This is a genomic window from Geodermatophilus sp. YIM 151500 (assembly GCF_025716945.1).
Taxonomy (GTDB): domain Bacteria; phylum Actinomycetota; class Actinomycetes; order Mycobacteriales; family Geodermatophilaceae; genus YIM-151500.
In genome coordinates this window covers 387,435-406,598 of sequence record NZ_JAOVZT010000002.1, presented here as the reverse complement: position 1 = coordinate 406,598, position 19,164 = coordinate 387,435, and the positions used below count along the sequence as shown (strand labels likewise).

At 72.8% G+C, this 19,164-nt stretch carries 11 protein-coding genes; 6 read left to right on the top strand and 5 right to left on the bottom strand.

Annotated elements, in window-relative coordinates; translation table 11 throughout:
- The first annotated feature begins 51 nt into the window (after positions 1-51).
- The gene (glgX, locus tag OF117_RS05460; RefSeq protein WP_263551791.1) at positions 52-2,202 is read left to right on the top strand and encodes a glycogen debranching protein GlgX; all 2,151 of its coding nucleotides are present in this window, start codon (positions 52-54) and stop codon (positions 2,200-2,202) included.
- A gap of 35 nt (positions 2,203-2,237) precedes the next feature.
- Here glgX and OF117_RS05455 read toward each other — a convergent pair whose 3' ends face one another.
- Both OF117_RS05455 and glgP read right to left on the bottom strand, forming a co-directional pair.
- Positions 2,238-3,206: an FHA domain-containing protein gene (locus tag OF117_RS05455; RefSeq protein WP_263551790.1), complete on the bottom strand. Its 969-nt coding sequence runs from the start codon at positions 3,204-3,206 to the stop codon at positions 2,238-2,240.
- A 122-nt stretch (positions 3,207-3,328) separates the two neighbouring features.
- Complete coding sequence (gene glgP, locus OF117_RS05450) at positions 3,329-5,878, bottom strand: alpha-glucan family phosphorylase (RefSeq protein WP_263551789.1); 2,550 nt, start codon at positions 5,876-5,878, stop codon at positions 3,329-3,331.
- Between the two features lie 187 nt (positions 5,879-6,065).
- Between glgP and OF117_RS05445 the strand changes: the two genes are divergently transcribed.
- The 5 genes from OF117_RS05445 (at position 6,066) to OF117_RS05425 (ending at position 15,689) form a co-directional block, all read left to right on the top strand.
- Positions 6,066-8,093 carry an alpha-1,4-glucan--maltose-1-phosphate maltosyltransferase gene (locus tag OF117_RS05445; protein ID WP_263551788.1) on the top strand — a complete coding sequence of 676 codons (2,028 nt, stop codon included), beginning with the start codon at positions 6,066-6,068 and terminating at the stop codon, positions 8,091-8,093.
- Between the two features lie 153 nt (positions 8,094-8,246).
- On the top strand, positions 8,247-10,070 hold the full coding sequence (gene treS / locus OF117_RS05440; RefSeq protein ID WP_263551787.1) for a maltose alpha-D-glucosyltransferase: 1,824 nt from the start codon (positions 8,247-8,249) through the stop codon (positions 10,068-10,070).
- On the top strand, positions 10,067-11,452 hold the full coding sequence (locus tag OF117_RS05435; RefSeq protein ID WP_263551786.1) for a maltokinase N-terminal cap-like domain-containing protein: 1,386 nt from the start codon (positions 10,067-10,069) through the stop codon (positions 11,450-11,452). Before treS ends, OF117_RS05435 begins: the two co-directional genes overlap by 4 nt.
- Positions 11,453-11,527: 75 nt before the next feature.
- Entirely contained in the window at positions 11,528-14,191 is a 2,664-nt protein-coding gene (gene glgB / locus OF117_RS05430; RefSeq protein ID WP_263551785.1) for a 1,4-alpha-glucan branching protein GlgB, read from the top strand.
- 106 nt (positions 14,192-14,297) lie between these two features.
- On the top strand, positions 14,298-15,689 hold the full coding sequence (locus OF117_RS05425) for a neutral zinc metallopeptidase (protein ID WP_263551784.1): 1,392 nt from the start codon (positions 14,298-14,300) through the stop codon (positions 15,687-15,689).
- 108 nt (positions 15,690-15,797) lie between these two features.
- Here OF117_RS05425 and OF117_RS05420 read toward each other — a convergent pair whose 3' ends face one another.
- From OF117_RS05420 to OF117_RS05410, 3 genes are all read right to left on the bottom strand, one after another.
- Positions 15,798-16,775, bottom strand: coding sequence for a tetratricopeptide repeat protein (locus OF117_RS05420; RefSeq protein ID WP_263551783.1), 978 nt, complete (start codon positions 16,773-16,775; stop codon positions 15,798-15,800).
- A gap of 118 nt (positions 16,776-16,893) precedes the next feature.
- Entirely contained in the window at positions 16,894-18,597 is a 1,704-nt protein-coding gene (locus OF117_RS05415; protein WP_263551782.1) for a methylmalonyl-CoA mutase, read from the bottom strand.
- 23 nt (positions 18,598-18,620) lie between these two features.
- Positions 18,621-19,157, bottom strand: coding sequence for a MarR family winged helix-turn-helix transcriptional regulator (locus OF117_RS05410; protein WP_263551781.1), 537 nt, complete (start codon positions 19,155-19,157; stop codon positions 18,621-18,623).
- Positions 19,158-19,164 lie beyond the last annotated feature (7 nt).

Below are 19,164 nucleotides of genomic sequence, written 5' to 3'. Positions count from 1 at the left end.
GACGGAGTGCCCCTGCCGCACGCGCGGGCGGGAGAGGGCATGATCGTCCGGGTGACCGAACCCGCAGCCCTCGAGGTCTGGCCCGGCTCGCCGGCGCCGCTGGGTGCCCGGTGGGACGGCACCGGCACCAACTTCGCGCTCTGGTCCGCCGGAGCCCAGGCGGTGGACCTGTGCCTGTTCGACGACGACGGCACCGAGCACCGCCAGCGCCTGGAGGAGAGCACCCACCAGGTGTGGCACGGCCGCATCTCCGGCGTCGCCCCCGGTCAGCGCTACGGCTACCGGGTGCACGGGTGGTACGACCCGGCCGCGGGGCTGCGCTACAACCCGGCGAAGCTGCTGCTGGACCCGTACGCGCACGCCGTGGACGGCGGCCTCGTGCTCGACCCGGCGATGTTCGGCTACCCGGGCGACGCCGTCGACTCGACGACCCCGGACGGGCGGGACTCCGCCCCGGTGGTGCCCCGGGGCGTGGTCACCCACGACACGTTCCCGTGGGGCGGCGACCAGCCGCTGCGGACGTCGTGGTCGGACACGGTCATCTACGAGCTGCACGTCAGGGGCGCGACGATGTGCCACCCCGGCGTCCCGGCCGCGCTGCGCGGCACCTACGCGGGCCTCGCCCATCCGGCCTTCCTCGAGCACCTGACCTCGCTCGGGGTGACGGCCGTCGAGCTGCTCCCCGTGCACCACTTCGTCAGCGAGCCGCACCTGATGCGCCGCGGCCTGACCAACTACTGGGGTTACAACACCCTCGGCTACTTCGCCCCGCACGCGGCCTACAGCTCCGCGGGCAGCGGCGGCGGCCAGGTGACCGAGTTCAAGACCATGGTCAAGGAACTGCACGCGGCGGGCATCGAGGTGATCCTCGACGTCGTCTACAACCACACCGCCGAGGGCGACCACACCGGCCCCACGCTCTCGTTCAAGGGCATCGACAACCCCGGGTACTACCGGCTCGACGCGGGCAACCCGGCCCGCTACACCGATTACACCGGCTGCGGGAACACCCTCGACGTCCGCCGTCCGCCCGTCCTGGCCCTGCTGATGGACTCGCTGCGGTACTGGGTCACCGAGATGCACGTCGACGGGTTCCGCTTCGACCTCGCCTCCGCGCTGGCGCGGTCGATGCACGACGTCGACCGGTTGAGCGCCTTCTTCGACGTCGTCCACCAGGACCCGGTGGTCAGCCAGGTCAAGCTGATCGCCGAGCCGTGGGACGTCGGCCCCGGCGGCTACCAGGTCGGCAACTTCCCGCCGCCGTGGACCGAGTGGAACGGCCGCTACCGCGACACCGTGCGCGACGTCTGGTCCGGCGCGCACGTCGGCGTCCGCGACCTGGCCTACCGGCTGACCGGCTCGTCGGACCTGTACCGGTCCGACGGGCGGCGGCCGTTCGCCAGCATCAACTTCGTCACCGCGCACGACGGGTTCACCATGGCCGACCTGGTCAGCTACCAGGGCAAGCGCAACGAGGCCAACGGCGAGGGCAACCGCGACGGCGAGAGCCACAACCGCAACTGGAACTGCGGCGTCGAGGGGCCCACCGACGACCCGGACGTCGTGGCCCTCCGCGCCCGGCAGGTGCGCAACCACCTGGCCACCCTGCTGCTGTCGACCGGGGTGCCGATGCTGACGGCGGGCGACGAGTTCGGCCGGACCCAGCAGGGCAACAACAACGCGTACTGCCAGGACAACGAGCTCTCCTGGATGGACTGGAAGGCCGTCGACGAGGACCTGCTGGCCTACGTCACTCGGCTGATCGACCTGCGCCGGAAGGCGCCGGCACTGCGCCAGGAGGCCTTCTTCGAGGGGCACGAGCTGCCCGGCACCGAGCTGCCCGGCGTCGGCGGCACCCGGGACCTCGCCTGGTTCGCCCCCTCCGGCGGACAGCTGACCGTCGCCGACTGGTTCGACACCGGCCTGCAGACGCTGGGCATGTACCTCGACGGCCGCGCCGTCCGGTTGCGCGACCCGCACGGCCGCCGGCTGGTCGACGACTCGTGGCTGGTCTGGCTGCACGCCGGCCCGGAGCCGGTGACCGTGCGGCTGCCCGGTCCGCCGTGGGGCGACGGCTACGAACTGGTGTTGAGCACCGAGTACGCCACCGGCTCACCGCCGCGCACCGCCGTCGTCGCCCCTGGGCCGATCGAGATCCCGTCCCGCTGCGTCTGGCTCATGCGGATCCTCCGCCGGCCCTGACACGGTGACACCGCGATCCGGAGGATCGCAGTGTTTCAGTCCTGGGACTGCTCGAAGGTGATGACCGTCCAGCCGAGCAGCAGCCGGTCTCCGTCGGACAGCGGGTGCGCGACGCCGGGCTCGAGCTGGGTCCACTCGGTGGCCTCGGGGCCGGCGACGTGCGTGCCGTTGAGCGAGCCGAGGTCGACCAGCGACACCTCGCGGCCGGAGCGCTGCAGCGCGGCGTGCGCGGAGGAGAGCACGTTCTGCGTGTCGGCGATCGGCACCGCCCGCGCGCTGCCCGAGGTCACCAGCTCGTGGTTGTCCGGACGGCGGCCGAGCACGAGGTCCTCGTCGACGGTGACCACCATGCCGTCGTCGAAGCGCAGGACCGGCGTCGCGGACTCCGGCCGCCAGAACGCCGTCTGCTCGCCGGACTGGGGCCGCTCGGCCGCCGAGGAGGCCGAGGAGGCCGAGGAGGCCGCACCGAAGCCCGCGTCGGACGCGGCGGTGTAGGACGACGGCGCCGAGGTGGCCGGCGGGGCGGCCGACGAGTGCGCGCGGGCCGCCAGCTGCAGCATCGCGCCCGAGCCCGGCACGGTGCCCTCGACCAGGTCGAGCGCGACGCCCGGCGGCATGGACGGCGCCGCCGCGCCCGGGCCCACGTACAGGGTCTGACCCAGCTGGAAGCCCGAGGCGAGCGTGCAGCCCTCCACCGACGACCCGCTCACCGGTACGCCGTCGACGGCCGGCTGACCCTTGCCCGACCAGAGCGCGACACCGGTACCCGACCCGCCGGCGGTGTCGGCCAGCACGAGGGCGAAGGACGCCGTCCCGGAGGCCAGCGAGGACACCTGACCGGCGACCGCCGACAGGACACGGTCGGCACCGGGGCCGGCGATTCCGAGGCAGGCGTGCAGGGCCGCCACGAGAGCGGGCGAACCGGGCGCGTCGACCCACAACAGACCACCGCCACGGCGGGCGACGACGGCGTCTCCGGGGAGGACTTCACAGCGGTCGGGCATGACGGCCAGCCTAGTTGCCCGCGACACGCGCGGGCAGCCGCGCGCACCCGCCACGCCGGGCGACCGCGGCACCTCGCGGGGTCGCTGGGACACCCGTGGTGCGAGTGTCCCGAGCGCCGGACTCAGGCACTCGAGACGAGGCCGAGCTCGGCCGGATCGGCCAGGTGCTGCGAGTGCGGCAGGACCCGCACCGTGTAACCGAACGCGCCCGTGCGCTCCAGCGGCAGCGTCGCGGTGAACCAGTGCCGGGTGCCCTCGGTGTGCTCGTGCGTCATCGGCACGGTGGTCACCTCGTGCAGGCCGTCGCTGTCGTCGACCCGGCCGTAGGCCGCTTGCACCTGCACATCGCCGGGTGCCAGCTGCGGCAGCTCGACCTCGGCCCGCAGCCCGAGGGTGGAGCCGATCTCCGGGGTGTCGCCCGCGCCGGTCGCCTCGACGTGCGCCACCCGGACGGACGACCAGTTCTCCAGCAGGTGGCTGCGCCAGGCGGCCTCGGTGCGGGCCGGCCCGTAGTCGCTGCCCGCCATCGCGCGGGCGGACCCGGCGGCCGGCACGTACAGCGCGGTGACGTAGTCGCGGACCATCCGGCTGGCCAGCACCTTCGGACCGGTCTCGCGCAGCGTGTGCCGCACCATCTCCACCCAGCGGGCCGGCACGCCGTTGCGCCCGGTCTCGTAGAACCGCGGCAGCACCTGCGTGGCCAGCAGGTCGTAGATCGCCCGGGCCTCGACGTCGTCGCGCCGGTCGGGGTCGGCGACGCCGTCGGCCGTCGGGATGGCCCAGCCGTTCTGGCCGTCGAACCACTCGTCCCACCACCCGTCGCGGATGGAGAGGTTGAGCCCGCCGTTCAGGGCGGCCTTCATGCCCGACGTGCCGCAGGCCTCCAGCGGGCGCAGCGGGTTGTTCAGCCAGACGTCGCACCCCCAGTACAGGTAGCGCGCCATGCCGATGTCGTAGCCGGGGAGGAAGGCGATCCGGTGCCGGATCTCCGGGTCGTCGGCGAAGCGCACCATCTTCTGGATGAGCTGCTTGCCGCCGTCGTCGGCCGGGTGGCTCTTGCCGGCGATGACCAGCTGGATGGGCCGGTCCGGGTCCAGCAGCAGCGACTTGAGCCGCGCCGGGTCGCGCAGCATGAGGGTGAGCCGCTTGTAGGAGGGCACCCGTCGGGCGAAGCCGACGGTGAGCACGTCGGGGTCGAATGCGGTGTCGGTCCACCCGACCTCGGCCTCGGTCGCGCCGCGGGACAGGGCGGTCTCGCGCAGCCGGCGGCGCACCTCACCGACCAGCCGGCCGCGCAGCGTGCGGCGCACCTCCCACAGGTCGGCGGCGGAGATCTTGTCGACGCCGTCGAAGTGCACCTCGCCGACCACGTCGACCGGGTCGCCCTCGCTGGAGTCCTGCGTGCCCATCTCCAGGAGCTCGCGCGCGGTCCAGGTCGGCGCGTGCACGCCGTTGGTGATCGACCCGATCGGCACGTCACCCTCGTCGAACCCGGGCCACAACCGGTTGAACATGCCCCGGCTGACGTGGCCGTGCAGCTGGCTGACGCCGTTGGCCCGCTGACCCAGCCGCAGGCCCATGTACGCCATGTTGAACTTCGCCGGGTCCTCCTCGGCGCCGAGCGCGAGCAGCCGGTCCAGCGGGACCCCGAAGCCGGTGAAGTAGCGCTCGATCAGCGCCTTCGGGAACCGGTCGATCCCGGCGGGCACCGGCGTGTGCGTGGTGAAGACGGTGCCCGCCCGCACGGCCTGCAGGGCTTCGGCGAAGGTCAGCCCGCGGGCCTCGATCAGCTCGCGGATCCGCTCGACGCCCTGGAAGCCGGCGTGGCCCTCGTTGGCGTGGAACACCTCCGGCGCCGGAGCGCCGGTGAGCCGGGACCACTGGCGCAGCGCCTTCACGCCGCCGATGCCCAGCAGCATCTCCTGGCGGAGGCGGTGGTCCTCGTCGCCGCCGTAGAGGCGGTCGGTCACCCCGCGCTCGGTGGGCGCGTTCTCCTCGATGTCGCTGTCGAGCAGCAGCAGGGTCACCCGGCCGACCTGCACCCGCCAGACGTGCGCGTGCAGCGTCCGCCCCTCGGGCAGCGGCACGCTGATGACGACGGCGCTGCCGTCGGTCTGGCGCAGCAGCTTGACCGGCAGGCCGTGCGGGTCCAGGGACGGGTAGTGCTCGAGCTGCCAGCCGTCGGCCGACAGGCCCTGCTCGAAGTAGCCGGCGCGGTACAGCAGGCCCACGCCGACCAGCGGCACGCCGAGGTCCGAGGCGGCCTTGAGGTGGTCACCGGCCAGGATGCCCAGACCGCCGGAGTACTGGGGCAGCACCTCGGTGATGCCGAACTCGGCGGAGAAGTAGGCGATGGCCGCGGGCGCCTCGCTGCCCAGGGACTGGTACCAGCGCGGCGTCGTCAGGTACTCCTCCAGGTCGTCGACGACGTCCTGGAGACGGCGCAGGAAGCGCCGGTCCTTCGCCAGCTGCGCCAGCCGCTCGGCCGACACCTCGCCGAGCACCTTCACCGGGTCGTTCTTGCAGGTCTGCCACAGCTCCGGGTCGAGCGTCTCGAACAGGTCGCGGGTCTCCGGGTGCCACGACCAGCGCAGGTTCATGACCAGCTGGGAGAGGGGCGCCAGGGGCTCCGGCAGGGCAGCTCGAACCGTGAATCGCCGCAGTGCTCGCACCCGAGGAGACTAGCCAGCCATCCACCCCCTGCAAGGGGACCGTCGGCTCAGGCTGCAGAGGAGCACCATGGCCACCAGGCGCCCCACCCGCCCGTCCGTCCCGCCGCTCGCACTGCGCCAGGAACGTGGCGGCCGCGCGACCACGGCCGATGTGCCCAGGTCGGACGACCTCGATAGCGTGGCCGCGATGACTGGCCGCCCTGACCTCCGCCTCGGCATCACCGACGTCGCGCCCGTGGTGTCCTGCGGGTCCTTCTCGGCCCGCGCCGTGGTGGGCGAGCACCTGCCGATCACCGCCACCGTGTTCCGCGAGGGCCACGACGCGGTCGCCGCGGACGTCGTGTGGACCTCCCCCGACGGTGAAGCCGCCCCGTTCAACCGGATGGAGCGCTACGGCGACCAGCCCGACCGCTGGCTGAGCACGGTGGTCCCCGACCGCGAGGGCCGCTGGTCGTTCCGGGTCGAGGCGTGGAGCGATCCGCTGGCGACCTGGCACCACGCGGTCGAGGTGAAGATCGAGGCGGGCCAGGGCGCGGAGGACCTCGCCAACGACCTGGAGGAGGGCGCCCGGCTGCTCGACCGGGTGGCCGCCGAGGCCGACGGCGGGAACGGCGAGGCCGTGAAGGCGGCCGCCGCGGCGCTGCGCGACGAGTCGCTGGACGTCACCGCCCGCGTGGCCCCCGCGCTGGCCGACGACCTGCAGGAGTACCTGCACGCCCACCCGGTCCGCGAGCTGGTCACCTCCTCCCCCCGGTACGAGGTCTGGGTCGACCGCCCGCGGGCGCTCTACGGCTCCTGGTACGAGTTCTTCCCCCGCTCGGAGGGACGCGTCGTCGACGGCACGCCGACCCACGGCACGTTCGCGACCGCCGCGGAGCGGCTCCCGGCCGTCGCCGACATGGGCTTCGACGTGGTGTACCTGCCCCCGATCCACCCGATCGGCAGGGTGAACCGCAAGGGGCCGAACACGCCGCAGTTCCCGGGCGGCAACCCCTACCAGGTCGGTCCCGACGACGTCGGGTCCCCCTGGGCCATCGGCAGCGACGAGGGCGGCCACGACGCCGTCCACCCGCAGCTGGGCACGATGGACGACTTCACGGCGTTCGTGGCGCGCACCCGGGAACTGGGGATGGAGGTCGCGCTCGACTTCGCGCTCCAGGCCGCACCGGACCACCCGTGGGTGAAGAGCCACCCCGAGTGGTTCACCACCAAGCCCGACGGGTCCATCGCCTACGCGGAGAACCCGCCGAAGAAGTACCAGGACATCTACCCGGTCAACTTCGACAACGACCCCGAGGGGATCTACGCCGAGTGCCTCCGGGTGCTGCGGGTCTGGATCGACGCCGGGGTGCGCATCTTCCGCGTCGACAACCCGCACACCAAGCCGCTGAACTTCTGGCACTGGCTGATCTGGAAGGTCAAGGAGACCGACCCGGACGTGCTGTTCCTCGCCGAGGCCTTCACCCGGCCGGCGATGATGCACCAGCTCGCCCGGCTCGGCTTCACCCAGTCCTACACGTACTTCACGTGGCGGACCGGGCGCGGCGAGCTCGAGGACTACGGCCGCGAGCTGGCCGCCAACTGCCACTACATGCGGCCGAACTTCTTCGTCAACACCCCCGACATCCTGCACGCGTCGCTGCAGTTCGGTGGCCCGCAGATGTTCAAGATCCGCGCGGTGCTGGCCGCGATGACGAGCCCCACCTGGGGGGTCTACTCGGGCTTCGAGCTGTTCGAGCACGTGGCCGTGCGGCCGGGCAGCGAGGAGTACCTGGACAGCGAGAAGTACCAGCTCCGCCCGCGCGACTGGGCCGGCGCGGAGGCCTCCGGCCGCAGCCTGGCGCCCTACCTGCGGCGGCTCAACGAGATCCGGCGCGCGCACCCGGCGCTCCAGGAGCTGCGCACGCTGCGCTTCCACCCCGTGGACAACCCGAACCTGATCTGCTTCTCGAAGACCGACGCCGGCTCGGGCGACGCCGTCCTGGTCGTGGTGTCGCTGGACAGCCACAACACCCAGATCGGGACGACGTCGCTCGACCTGCCCGTGCTGGGGCTGGACTGGCACGAGCGCTTCTCCGTCACCGACGAGATCGACGGCGCCACCTACGACTGGGGCCAGTTCAACTACGTGGAGCTCGACCCCTACCGGGAGCCGGCGCACGTCTTCGCGGTCGACTTCCCGCGGCCGGTGCGGTTCCCCCCGCCGGTCGGCTGAAAGAGGACCCCCCGTGCCCCCCACCACTCGCACGCTCGCGGTGGGCCCCTGCACGGGGGCCGCCCTGCCCCGACCACTCGCAGGCTCGCGGCGGGCCCCCGCAGGCGGGCCGCGACCTCCCACCCACGACAGACCCGAGGACGACATCCTCCGATGACCCTTCCCGTCCCCGACGCAGCAGCCGCCGCCGAGCGCTCCGCGCTGCCCCCACCGGGCAGCGATCCGGAGTGGTACAAGCGCGCGGTCTTCTACGAGGTCCTGGTCCGCGGCTTCGCCGACAGCAACGCCGACGGCGTCGGCGACCTCCGCGGCATGATCGACAAGCTGGACTACCTGCAGTGGCTCGGCGTCGACTGCCTGTGGCTGCCACCGTTCTTCGCCTCGCCGCTACGCGACGGCGGGTACGACGTCAGCGACTACACCGCCGTGCTGCCCGAGTTCGGCGACATCGACGACTTCAAGGACTTCCTCGACACCGCCCACTCCCGCGGCATCCGCGTGATCATCGACTTCGTCATGAACCACACCTCGGACCAGCACCCGTGGTTCCAGGCCAGCCGCAGCGACCCCGACGGCCCCTACGGCGACTTCTACGTGTGGGCCGACGACGACAGCGGCTATCCCGACGCGCGGATCATCTTCGTCGACACCGAGGTGTCGAACTGGACCTTCGACCCCGTCCGCAAGCAGTACTTCTGGCACCGCTTCTTCGCCCACCAGCCCGACCTCAACTTCGAGAACCCACGGGTGCAGGAGGCCATCCTCGACGCCCTGCGGTTCTGGCTGGACCTGGGCATCGACGGCTTCCGGCTCGACGCCGTGCCCTACCTCTACGAGGAGGAGGGCACCAACTGCGAGAACCTGCCCAGGACCCACGAGTTCCTCAAGCAGGTGCGCAAGGTCGTCGACACCGACTACCCCGACCGCGTGCTGCTGTGCGAGGCCAACCAGTGGCCGGCCGACGTCGTCGAGTACTTCGGCGAGGACGGCGACGAGTGCCAGATGGCCTTCCACTTCCCGGTGATGCCGCGCCTGTTCATGGGCGTCCGGCGGGAGCAGCGGTTCCCGATCTCGGAGATCATGGCGCAGACGCCGGCCATCCCGCGGAACTGCCAGTGGGGCATCTTCCTGCGCAACCACGACGAGTTGACCCTGGAGATGGTCACCGACGACGAGCGCGACTACATGTGGGCGGAGTACGCCAAGGACCCCCGCATGAAGGCCAACATCGGCATCCGCCGCCGGCTGGCCCCGCTGCTGGAGAACGACACCAACACCCTCGAGCTGTTCAACGCCCTGCTGCTGTCGCTGCCCGGCTCGCCGGTCCTGTACTACGGCGACGAGATCGGCATGGGCGACAACATCTGGCTCGGGGACCGGGACGGCGTCCGGACGCCGATGCAGTGGACGCCCGACCGCAACGGCGGCTTCTCCACCGCCGACCCGCAGCGGATGTACCTGCCGCTGAACATGGACCCGGTCTACGGCTACCAGACCACCAACGTCGAGTCGCAGTTGCGCAACACCACGTCGCTGCTGCACTGGATCCGGCGGATGATCCAGGTGCGCGGCCAGCACCCGACCTTCGGGCTGGGCAGCTACGAGGAAATAGGGTCCCGCAACCCCACGGTGCTGTCGTTCGTCCGCGAGTTCGGCGACGACGTCGTCCTGTGCGTGAACAACCTGTCCCGGTTCCCGCAGCCGGTGGAGCTGGACCTGCGCCGCTTCGAGGGCTGGACGCCCATCGAGATGACCGGCCGCGTCGAGTTCCCGCAGATCGGCGTCCTGCCCTACATGCTCACCCTGGCCGGGCACGGCTTCTACTGGTTCGAGCTGGCCAGGCCGGCCCAGCCGGCCGGTGAGGTCGCCGAGCCGGAGGACACCTCCGTCGCCGACTCGCTGCTCGCCGCGGGCCTGGTCGGCACCGGCGAGGCGCCGGAGCCGGACGGCGCGGCCGATCCGGGAGGATCCCGATGAACGCGCTCACCGAACTGCTGCGGGAGTGGATGCCGCACCAGCGCTGGTTCGGCGGCAAGGGCCGGGAGTGGGCCGACGTCCGGGAGGAGAGCTTCTTCCTGGACCGGTCGCACCCCGTGCTGTCGATCCACCGCGTGACCGTGCTGTACGCCGACGGGGGGTCCGAGACCTACCTCGTGCCCCTGTCCTGGCACGACCACCCGGTCGAGGAGCTGGCCTCGGCGCTGGTCGGGGCGGTGGGGCACAGCGACGCCCACGGTGACCGGGAGGCCTACGCCTACGACGCCATGCGCGACCGGGACGCCACCGGGTCGTGGCTGACCCACCTGGCCGGCGCGGCCACGGTCGGCCCGCTGCGGTTCGTGCCCACCGAGGGCGCGCAGTTCCCCACCGGGCTGCCCGGTGACATCCTGTCGGCCGAGCAGAGCAACACCTCGCTGGTGTACGGCAGCAAGGCGATCCTCAAGCTGTTCCGGCGGTTGGAGCCCGGCCTCAACCCGGACGTCGAGATCCACGCCGCCCTGCACCCGACCGGCAACCCGCACATCGCCCCGCTGCTCGGCCACGCCGAGATCGACCACGACCGCGATCCGGGCACGCCCCCGGCCACCGTGCTCATGCTGCAGCGGTTCGTGGCCAACGCCAGCGACGGCTGGCGGTTGGCCACGGCCAGCGTCCGCGACCTGTACGCCGAGGGTGACCTGCACGCCGACGAGGTCGGCGGCGACTTCGCCGGGGAGAGCGAGCGGCTGGGGGCGGCGACGGCCTCGGTGCACGCCGACCTGGCGAAGGTGCTGCCGACCGAGCCGGCCGACGCCGAGTGGCTGGACACGCTCGCCGGGCAGATGACCGAGCGGCTCGAGGCGGCCGTCGCGGTCGTCCCGCCGCTGGCGCAGTACGCCGACGGCATCCGCGCCCTGTACGCCGCCGCCGCCGGCAGCACCGAGCCGGTGGTGCGGCAGCGGGTGCACGGCGACCTCCACCTGGGCCAGGTGCTGCGCACGGCGACGGGGTGGATCGTGCTCGACTTCGAGGGCGAGCCGGCCCGCCCGCTGGCCGCGCGGCGCGAGCTGGACAGCCCACTGCGTGACGTGGCCGGGATGCTGCGCAGCTTCGACTACGCCGCCCGGCACATGCTCGTCGAGCAGCCGGAGGACTCCCAGCGCGCCTACCGCGCCCAGGAATGGGCCGCGCGGAACCGGCGGGCATTCCGCGCCGGCTACGCCGCCGGCGGTGGCGCGGCCGTGGAGGGTGACTCCCCGCTGCTGCGCGCCTTCGAGGCCGACAAGGCCGTCTACGAGTGCGTCTACGAGGCGCGCAACCGCCCGCACTGGCTGATGATCCCGCTGCACTCCCTCGGCCGCCTGGTCCGCCGCGAGTGAACCGCCCACCGCGGGTAGGGGCAGCACGGACGCACGACAGACCGAGCACACGGTAGTGATGAGGACGGCGAGACGATGACGGACGACCGCAGGGACGACCTGGCCGACACCACGGCCCGCAGCTCCGACGCCGCGGCGACCGTGAGCGCCGGCGCTCCGGCCGAACCGGCCGCGAAGAAGACCGCGAAGAAGACCGCCGCCAAGAAGGCACCGGCCGCCAAGAAGGCCCCGGCGACGAAGAGGGCCCCGGCCACGAGGTCCGCCGCCGCGAGCGAGGCGGCGGGCACGGAGGCCGCGTCCGCCACGGTGAAGAAGGCCGCCGGGCGTGCGACCACGAAGGCCGCCGCAGCGGTGGCGGCGGTGACCGAGCCGGCCGTCGCCCCCCGGACGCCCGCCGTCCAGGACTCCGCTGCGCCGGCCCCCACCCCCGGCGGCGGGTCCGTGCTCGACAGGGTCGGCGCGGACAGCATCCCGGAACCAGCGGGCGGCCCGGAGCCTTCGGCGCTCGGCGAGGGTGCGCCACCGGCGGCCCGCGAGGTGTCCGGCGACGAGCTGCGCGCCATCGTCGAGGGCTGGGCGCACGATCCCCACGGCGTGCTCGGCGCACACCCGGCCGGCGACGGCTGGGCCGTGCGGACGCTGCGGCCCGACGCCCATTCCGTCGCGGTGGTCGACCAGGACGGGCAGCGCTACGACGCCCGCCAGCTGCACGGCGGCGGCGTGTACGAGGCCCGGCTGCCGAACCAGCCCGGGGACTACCGCATCGAGGTCACCTACGGCGACGGTTTCGGCGGCACGAACACCTACACCGTCGACGACCCCTACCGGTGGCTGCCCACCATCGGCGAGCTCGACCGGCACCTGATCAGCGAGGGCCGCCACGAGCGGCTCTGGGAGGTGCTCGGCTCGCACGTGCGGCGCTACGACACCCCCGGCGGGACCGTCGAGGGGGTGTCGTTCGCCGTGTGGGCCCCCAGCGCGCGCGGCGTCAAGGTGACCGGCGACTTCGACTACTGGCAGGCCCGCGCCTACCCCATGCGCTCGCTGGGCTCGGTCGGCGTCTGGGAGATCTTCGTGCCCGGCGTCCAGGTCGGCGCCCGGTACAAGTTCCACGTGCTCGGGGCCGACGGGCAGTGGCGGGAGAAGGCCGACCCGCTCGCGTTCCACACCGAGGTACCGCCGGACAACGCCTCCGTGGTCACCGAGTCGCGGTACGAGTGGGGCGACGAGGCGTGGCTGACCGACCGGGCCCGCGGCGGCTGGCACGAGCGGCCGATGAGCGTCTACGAGGTGCACGCCGGGTCGTGGCGGCAGGGCCTGTCCTACCGCGAGCTGGCCGACGAGCTGGTCGACTACGTGGTGCAGCACGGGTTCACGCACATCGAGTTCATGCCGGTCGCCGAGCACCCGTTCGGCGGGTCCTGGGGCTACCAGGTGACCTCGTACTACGCGCCGACGGCCCGTCACGGCGGCCCGGACGACTTCCGCTACCTGGTCGACCGGGCCCACCAGGCCGGCATCGGCGTCATCGTCGACTGGGTGCCCGCGCACTTCCCCAAGGACGACTGGGCGCTGGGGCGCTTCGACGGCACCCCGCTGTACGAGCACGCCGACCCGCGGCGCGGCGAGCAGATGGACTGGGGCACGTTCGTCTTCGACTTCGGCCGGGCCGAGGTGCGCAACTTCCTGGTGGCGAACGCCCTGTACTGGTGCAAGGAGTTCCACGTCGACGGCCTGCGCGTCGACGCGGTCGCCTCGATGCTGTACCTCGACTACTCCCGCTCCGAGGGCCAGTGGTCACCCAACCAGTACGGCGGGCGCGAGAACCTCGAGGCGGTGTCGTTCCTGCAGGAGATGAACGCGACCGTCTACCGCGAGGTGCCCGGCGTCATGACGATCGCCGAGGAGTCGACGGCCTGGCCGGGGGTCACCCGCCCCACCCACCTCGGCGGCCTGGGCTTCGGCTTCAAGTGGAACATGGGCTGGATGCACGACTCGCTGACCTACATCTCCAAGGAGCCGATCTACCGCAGCTACCACCACGGCCAGCTGACGTTCTCGATGATGTACGCCTACTCCGAGAACTACGTGCTGCCGATCAGCCACGACGAGGTCGTGTACGGCAAGGGCTCGCTGCTGCGGAAGATGCCCGGTGACCGCTGGCAGCAACTGGCCAACCTGCGCGCGTACCTCGCCTACATGTGGGCGCACCCGGGCAAGCAGCTGCTGTTCATGGGATCGGAGTTCGGCCAGGACGCCGAGTGGGCCGAGAGCCGCTCGCTGGACTGGTGGCACCTCGACGACCCGGCCCACCGGGGAGTGGCCCAGCTGGTGCGCGACCTGAACGCGGTCTACAAGGAGCTGCCCGCGCTGTGGTCGCAGGACGTCGACCCGGCCGGCTTCCACTGGATCGACGCCAACGACGCCTCGGGCAACGTGCTGTCCTTCCTCCGCTTCGGCGCCCCCGGGTCCCGCGGCGACGGCGGGCAGCAGGAGGGCCAGGTCCTGGCCTGCGTGGCCAACTTCGCGGGCAACCCCCACCACGGCTACCGCGTCGGCCTGCCGCGCGGCGGCCACTGGCGGGAGGTCATCAACACCGACTTCGACGGCTACGGCGGGTCCGGCGTCGGCAACTACGGCGGCGTGGAGGCGCTCGAGGAGCCGTGGCACGGCCAGCCGTACTCGGCGGTGGTCGCCGCTCCCCCGCTGGGCACGGTCTGGCTGCTGCACGAGGGCTGAGCGAGCATCCCTCCTCCCCACCCCTCGCCCGGAGCGGGACCCGGGAGGGGCCGGGAGGTGACCGGGCGGGGCGTGTGGACGGCGGTCCGCGGGGCACGGAGGGGACGTGCCGCATCCGCCGTGGTCCCGGGCGGTCGCCGTCCCGCTGCTGCTCGTCGCCCTGCTCGTGGCGGGGTGCTCGGTCGTCGTCATCGGGCGACCGAGCCCCCTCGCCGCGCCCGTGCCCGACGTGCCGGCCGGCGAGGTGCCGGTCGTGGGCGCGGGCGGCGGTCCGGTCGACGACCTGGCCCGGGCGGCGCTCGCCGACCTCGAGACGTACTGGTCGCAGACCTTCCCCGACCTCTTCGGGCAGGAGTTCCCGCCGCTGGCCGGCGGCTACTTCAGCGTCGACCCCGCCGACGTCGTCCCCGGCCAGTACCCGCAGGGGGTCACCTGCGGCGCCGATCCGCTGGAGGTGGCCGACAACGCCTTCTACTGCGCCGCCCCGCGGGCGCCGAACTCCGACTCGATCACCTACGACCGCCGCTTCCTCGGTGAGCTGGCCGCCGCCTACGGCCGGTTCATCCCCGCGCTGGTGATGGCGCACGAGTTCGGGCACGCGATCCAGGCCCGCGTCGGCTACCCGGAGGCGTCGATCGTGACCGAGACGCAGGCCGACTGCCTCGCCGGCGCCTGGACGGCCTGGGTCGCCGCCGGGGAGGCCGAGTTCTCGCAGATCCGCACCCCGGAGCTCGACCAGCTGCTGCGCGGCTACCTGCTGCTGCGCGACCCGGTGGGGACCGACCTGCGCACGCAGAGCGCGCACGGCTCCTACTTCGACCGGGTGTCGGCCTTCCAGGAGGGCTTCGCCGACGGGCCGACCGCCTGCCGCGACGGCTTCGCCGGCGACCGCGTGTTCACGCAGGGTCGCTTCTCGACCGACGACGAGGCGTTGTCCGGCGGCAACGCGTCCTACCCGGAGCTGCTCGACATCGTCGACCGGACGCTGCCGGCCACCTGGTCGAGCGCCTTCACCGAGCTCGGTGCGCGGTTCGACCCACCCCGGCTCGGCGCCTTCGCCGGCCGGGCGCCCCGGTGCGCCGACGACCGCGACCGCGACCTGGTGTTCTGCGCGGACGAGCAGCTGGTCGCCTTCGACGAGCGCGACCTGACGCAGCCCGCCTACGAGGACTTCGGGGACTTCGCCGTGGCCACGGCGGTCGCCATCCCCTACGGCCTGGCGGTGCGCGAGCAGCTGGGCCTGTCCGTCGACGACGGCGAGGCGCTGCGCTCGGCGGTGTGCCTGGCCGGCTGGTACGGCCGCCGGGTCTTCGAGGGGCAGACCGGTGACCGGACCCGCATCTCCCCCGGCGACATCGACGAGAGCGTCCAGTTCCTGCTCACCTACGGCGGTGACCCGGACGTGCTGCCCGGCGTCGACCTGACCGGCTTCCAGTTGGTCGACCTGTTCCGCAACGGTTTCGTGCAGGGGTTGCCGGCCTGCGACATCGGCGCCTAGGAGAACGACCCGCCGCACACCCCGCGTCGGAGGCCCCCGTCCTCCTCACCCGGGAGGACCCGTCCTCCTCACCCGTCGCAGGGCCCCTCCGAGCCCGGCGGCCGGGGCCTAGTACAGGGCCGCGGTGAGCTTGCGCCGGGCGGCGCCGACCCGGGGGTCCTGGTCGCCGACGACGGCGAAGAGCTCGACCAGGTGCTCGCGGGCGCGTTCGCGGTCGTCCCCCGCCGTCCGGCGGACGACGTCGACGAGCCGCTCGAAGGCGGCCTCCACGTTGCCGGTGCCGAGGAGGAAGTCGGCCGCCCGGGTCTGCGCGGCGACGTCGTCGGGAGCGGCGTCGGCCGCGACGAGGGCGTCGGGCCCGGCCTCCTCGGCGCGGCGGAACAGCTGCACCTGGCGCAGCGCGATACCCGCGTCCGGGTGGTCGGGCTGCTCGGCGAGGACGGCCTGGTAGGCGGCCTCGGCGGCGGCCAGGTCGCCCCGCTCGAGCGCGGCCTCGGCGGCGTCCAGCCGGGGGTCGTCGGTGGGCTGCGGCTGGGCACCGATCCCGTCGGGCGCCGCGCCGCCGGTGGTGGCGCGGACCAGCTCGGTGACGAACGCCCGGGCCTGGTCCTCGGGGATCGCACCGGTGAACTCGGCCACGAGCTGGCCCTGCCAGACCGCCTTCACCGCCGGGATGCCCTGCACCCGCAGACCCTGTGCCAGGGCCGGGTTGGCGTCGACGTCGACCTTGGCGAGCACCCAGGAGCCACCGCCCTCGGCGGCCAGCCGCTCGAGCACGGGTGACAGCTGCTTGCAGGGCCCGCACCACTCCGCCCACAGGTCGAGCACGACGGGCACCTGGAAGGACCGGTCGAGCACCTCGGTCTGGAAGGTCGCCTCGGTGACGTCGACGACCGCGGAGCCGGGGGCGGCGGCCGGCTCCCCCGCGCCGGGTGGGGGGGCGGTCTGCGCGCGGGCGGCGGCCTCGGAGCGCGCCTTGACGGCGGCGAGGTCGACCGCCCCGGCGAAGGAGGCGGCCATCTGGGCCTGCTGGGCCTGCTGGGCCTGGGCGCGCGGGTCGGGACGGCCGGGGCGGGTGGGCTGCATGTTCCCAGTTTCCCACCGCGCCGGTTCGTCGGGACGGACGGCGCTCAGCGCGGCCGTCATGCCGTCGATCCCGCGTCGGCGACCGGCTCCGTCCACCACGCGGCCGACGGTGACCCGGTCAGAAGCGCGCCGGCTCCGTGTACGAGCCCCACTCGGCGCGCAGCGCGTCGCAGATCTCGCCCAGCGTGGCCTCGGCCCGGACGGCGTCGAGCATCGCGGGCACCAGGTTCTGCTCGGTGCGGGCGACCTCGACCATGCGCGCGACCGCGGCCCGGGCGGCCTCGTCGTCCCGGCCCTCCCGGCGCTCGGCGAGCTCGGCCTTCTGGTCGAGCTCGACCTGGTGGCCGACGCGGAGGATCTCCAGTTCGTCGTCCGCGTCCACCGAGCCGGTGAGCGTGTTGACGCCGACGACCTTCTTGTCGCCCTTCTCCAGCGCCCGCTGGTAGACGAACGCCGCCTCGGCGATCTCGCCGGTGAACCAGCCGTCCTCGATGCCGCGCAGGATGCCGGAGGTCATCGGAGAGGACGAGGTGCCGTCGGCGCCCATGTCCCTGATCCGGGCGAAGATCTCCTCGGCCTGCCGCTCGAGCTCGTCGGTGAGCGCCTCGACGTACCAGGAACCGCCGAGCGGATCGGCGACGTTCATGACGCCGGTCTCCTCCGCGATGACCTGCTGGGTGCGCAGCGCGATCTGGGCGGCCTTCGCGCTGGGCAGGGCGAGCACCTCGTCGAGGGCGTTGGTGTGCAGCGACTGGGTGCCGCCGAGCACCGCGGCGAGCGCTTCCACCGCCGTCCGGACGATGTTGTTGTCCGGCTGCTGGGCGGTGAGGCTGACGCCGGCCGTCTGGGTGTGGAAGCGCAACTGCTGGGCCTTCTCCGTCTTCGCGCCGTAGACGTCGCGCAGCCAGCGCGCCCAGATGCGACGGGCCGCGCGGAACTTGGCGATCTCCTCGAAGAAGTCGATGTGCGCGTCGAAGAAGAACGACAGGCCGGGGGCGAACGTCTCGACGTCCAGGCCGCGGGAGAGGCCGAGCTCGACGTAGGCGAACCCGTCGGCCAACGTGTAGGCCAGCTCCTGGGCGGCGGTCGAGCCCGCCTCGCGGATGTGGTAGCCGGAGACGCTGATCGGCTTGTACGCGGGGATGTGCTCCGCGCAGTACTCCATGAGGTCGCCGATCAGGCGCAGGTGCGGCTCGGGCGCGAAGAGCCACTCCTTCTGCGCGATGTACTCCTTGAAGATGTCGGTCTGCAGGGTGCCGTTCAGCGCGCCGATGTCGGTGCCCTGCCGCTCGGCGGCCACCAGGTACATGCAGAACACCGGGACGGCGGGGCCGCTGATCGTCATCGACGTCGTGGTCGCGCCGAGGTCGATGCCGTCGAAGAGCACGTCCATGTCGGCGGCGCTGTCGATCGCCACCCCGCAGTGGCCCACCTCGCCGAGGCTGCGGGGGTCGTCGGAATCGCGGCCCATGAGGGTCGGCATGTCGAAGGCGACGGAGAGCCCGCCGCCGCCTTCGGCCAGGATCATCTTGTACCGCTCGTTGGTCTGCCGGGCGTTGCCGAAGCCGGCGAACTGGCGGATGGTCCACGCCCGCCCGCGGTAGCCGGTGGCGTGCAGACCGCGGGTGAACGGGAACTCGCCGGGATAGCCGATGCGCTCGAAGCCCGGGACGCTGCGCTCGTCGTCCGGCCCGTAGACCGGGTCGACGGTCACCCCGGACAGCGTCGTGAAGTCGGCGTCGCGCACCTTGCCGGTGGACAGGGCGGCGTCGTACCGCTGCTGCCAGCGGTCGTGGGCGGTCCGGGGAGCCTCGTCGCTCATGCCTCCGATAGTAGGACGTCCAACTATCCGCCGTCGACCGCCCGGGCGGTATCGGCGCCCGCGACGTCACCGGCGCCCAGCCGGACCCGCCGGAGGATCGCGAAGAGCTCCGCGCGCTCGGCCTCCGGGAGGTCGCCGAGGCCGAAATCGAGGTCGCTGAGCGCGCGGGTGGCCTGCTCCACGACCGCGCGGCCGCTGCGCGTGATCATCGCCAGCACGCCACGGCCGTCGGCCGGGTTGGGCCGCCGGGTCACGTAGCCCGCGGCGACCAGCCGGTCGATGGCGTTGGTGACGCTGGTCGGGTGCACCATCAGCCGGCTGCCGATGACCTTGAGCGGCAGCTCGCCGGTGCGGCTGAAGGTGAGGAGCACGAGCACCTCGTACCGGGCGAAGCTGAGCTCGTGCGGCCGCAGCGCCTCGTCGAAACGGGCGAGCAGGATCTGCTGGACCCGGAAGACGCTCGTCGCCGCGCGCATCGCCGAGGCGGGCCCGAAGCGCTGCTCCCAGTGCTCGCCCGCGCGCTCGATCGGGTCGAACGGCAGTCCCAGCGCGCGCACCATGCCACCG